This window comes from Okeania sp. SIO3I5 (assembly GCF_010672085.1).
Taxonomy (GTDB): domain Bacteria; phylum Cyanobacteriota; class Cyanobacteriia; order Cyanobacteriales; family Microcoleaceae; genus Trichodesmium.
Map to the genome: position 1 here is coordinate 1 of NZ_JAAHHT010000470.1, position 2652 is coordinate 2652.

At 35.9% G+C, this 2652-nt stretch carries 4 protein-coding genes and 1 pseudogene; all 5 read left to right on the top strand.

Annotated elements, in window-relative coordinates; genetic code table 11:
- Positions 1-967 (top strand): annotated as a pseudogene (locus F6K40_RS39705) (hypothetical protein); the annotation flags it as partial.
- Positions 968-998: 31 nt separating this feature from the next.
- Entirely contained in the window at positions 999-1163 is a 165-nt protein-coding gene (locus F6K40_RS39710; RefSeq protein ID WP_293145672.1) for a hypothetical protein, read from the top strand.
- Between the two features lie 53 nt (positions 1164-1216).
- Positions 1217-1825 carry a COP23 domain-containing protein gene (locus tag F6K40_RS39715; RefSeq protein ID WP_293145675.1) on the top strand — a complete coding sequence of 203 codons (609 nt, stop codon included), beginning with the start codon at positions 1217-1219 and terminating at the stop codon, positions 1823-1825.
- Positions 1826-2076: 251 nt separating this feature from the next.
- Complete coding sequence (locus tag F6K40_RS39720) at positions 2077-2298, top strand: type II toxin-antitoxin system HicA family toxin (protein ID WP_293145678.1); 222 nt, start codon at positions 2077-2079, stop codon at positions 2296-2298.
- Entirely contained in the window at positions 2298-2513 is a 216-nt protein-coding gene (locus F6K40_RS39725; protein WP_293145681.1) for a type II toxin-antitoxin system HicB family antitoxin, read from the top strand. The genes F6K40_RS39720 and F6K40_RS39725 overlap by 1 nt, the downstream gene beginning before the upstream one ends.
- The last annotated feature ends 139 nt before the right edge of the window (positions 2514-2652 follow it).

Here is a 2652-nt window from a genome sequence, read left to right on the forward strand (position 1 = left end):
GGGGCAGCGAGCCGCGGTGCGCCGTTCTAGTATATTTCTGTTTCTTTCTTTAGGTATTATTCAATCATATACTGATGAAGTTTATGCTGTTAGTAGTAGTGATGAAATCAATATTCTATTAAAAGTTGCTGGGATAATTATTTTAGGTATAGTTTTGGGAAGCTACTGGATTTGGCAAGCTGTAAATCGTCGTTACAGAAATCCTGATGCTACATTTATTAGCAAAAAACAAAGCTATTTGTTAATGGGATGTTTCCAAGTCTATTTACTGTTGTTTTTCTTAGGGATAGATATTGAGTACCAATCAACTGAACTTTTACAACAATCGTTGATTTTCTTATGTATTTTTAATTTGTTCTGGTTTTTATTAGTAATTGCCATGTTGTCACCTCAACGACAAAGCATACAAGATTGGGCAAGATATAGACATCAACAAGTTAATAATGATGAAACTGCAATTGTCAAAGGATTAGCTATTAGTTTAAAACAAGATTTAATTTGGAGTGAAAAAAGTCCGGCTTTAGTCGCGATAGGAATTCATCTAATTATTACTGCTGTAATTTGGATTTCCTGGATTTTATTTTGGCAAGATAATACGATGAAACTACCAGCTATTTTGACCTTAATTTTGAGCTTCAACTTAATCTTAATTTATGCAGTGATCGCTCAATTTATATTGCTAATAAAAGTCAAGAAACCTGCGATTTGGGCAACAGGAATACTAGGTAGTTTTATTTTTCTACAACCTGTTGGACTAATGTTAATGTCAATTACACCGAATAGTTATCCTAATTGGTGGTTATTCTCTACTTTTCCTTGGCTTTATTTCGACAATTCTCTAGCGATCGCGCCAATGTTAATAGCAATTATTAGTCAGTGGAGTGTCTTGATATTAGCAACTTTTCTCTTAACTCGAAAAATTCAAAAATTAGGTGCATCTAATTCTCAGAAATTACTGACAAATTAGGGAGGAGTCAACGGATAAACGGATTAATTATTTGGCTAAATCCGTGCATCCGTGGCAAAATCCGTGTCTAGCTCTTTTCCATTTTGGGGAAACTCCAGAAATTTTGCCGTCACCTACCTTTGTTGTTCCCATAGCTCAACCTTTCCGAAAACTTCTCACAAAAAATTGGATAAAATATTGGGAAGTCTATTTTTGATAACCTCAAAAAATATTCATAACCATATATTTAGATTAGATAAGGAGAAACTTGTGGAACAGAATGGAAAAATTGTAGGAATAGGAGCATTAGTATTAGTTGTGCTAATTCCTATAATCTCATTATTAATAGATGGGGTGAGTTTAGGCATTGATATTGTGCAAGGTTGGCCTCGTTTTTTAGTGAAAAAAACAGACCGTTTTTCCTGCGAGTTGCAACCAAATGCAGAAAGAAAAGAAGATGTTTGGACGGTGGTGTATGACAATGATAAAGGTAAACAACCGTGGTTAGGTATGGTAATATCTATGGGAGGAGGTTGGACTCCTGCTAAACGGTGCGAAGCAATAGAAGAGCGATTAGAAGATTATCGCAAAGATGGTTTACTTTCCCTATACTATCGCAACGATCCTAATACTCCAGGGCAACAAGTTATTTGTGCGAAAACTAAGTTAAGCGGTGATGGTTGTCCGTTATTGTTGACTTTGAATAAGGAAGTGGATGGTTACACAGCATTGGGAGATATAACTAAAGCGTTATGGGATGGTACGAGTGTTTATCACAATGGTGATGGAAAATCGGTAAATTCTGATTTTTCTAGAGAGTCACCTGTGATTCATTTACAACCTTTTTTAGCGACGGAAGATCGGTTGGTAGAAAAGTAAAATTTTTGTAGCGCTGGTATCTTCAGGACTTACGCAAAATATAGAGTTATATACCATCTGTAGGGGCGAATGGCATTCGCCCTTACTAGATATGGCGGTTCTGCGTAAGTCCTGATCTTAATAGTGCTACGCACAAATCAAAAGTCAAAAGTAATCTCTGAGTGAGTTTAAGCATTTATAAGTTCCTAACCTATTTGCGTAGTGCTGTGCTATATATGAATAAAATCCCATAAATATTTTGATCTGAAAAAGTGCCCAAAAAAGTTAGAGAATTAAAACAAACCTTGCAAAAAGCAGGATTTTCTCTCCTAACTAAACGTGGAAAAGGTAGTCATTCCTACTGGTTTCATCCACTTCTGGTAAAACCTGTAATTCTCTCTGGCAAAGATGGAAGTGATGCAAAGCTTTATCAGGAGAAAAATGTAATGGCAGTATTAGAAGAACTTGCTAGGTTAGAAGAAGGAGATGTCTAATGAAGTATAGCATTTTAATTCAATGGTCTGAAGAAGATAAAACCTATATTGCTAGTTTACCTGAATGGGGAAAGTACGCTCAAACTCATGGTGAATCTTATGAAGAAGCACTGGAAAATGCAAAGGAAGTTTTGGAAGACTTAGTGTTTGCTTATGAGGAAATGGGAAAACCTTTGCCACAAGTACAGAGTTTGCAAAAAGTACAATTTGCATAGAAAGCGATAGGTGAAAAATAGTAGGGTGTGTGACGGCATCCTGTTTTCCATATTTAGGGAAACTCTAGAAATTTTGCCGTCACGCACCTTTTTTTTAGATGGTAAATAATCTGATGGTGCGTTAGACGGCTTACATTCA

Bases quoted from the DNA above. Each gene is read 5' to 3' on its own strand.
- F6K40_RS39725 (WP_293145681.1), top strand. From the start codon at position 2,298: ATGAAGTATAGCATTTTAATTCAATGGTCTGAAGAAGATAAAACCTAT.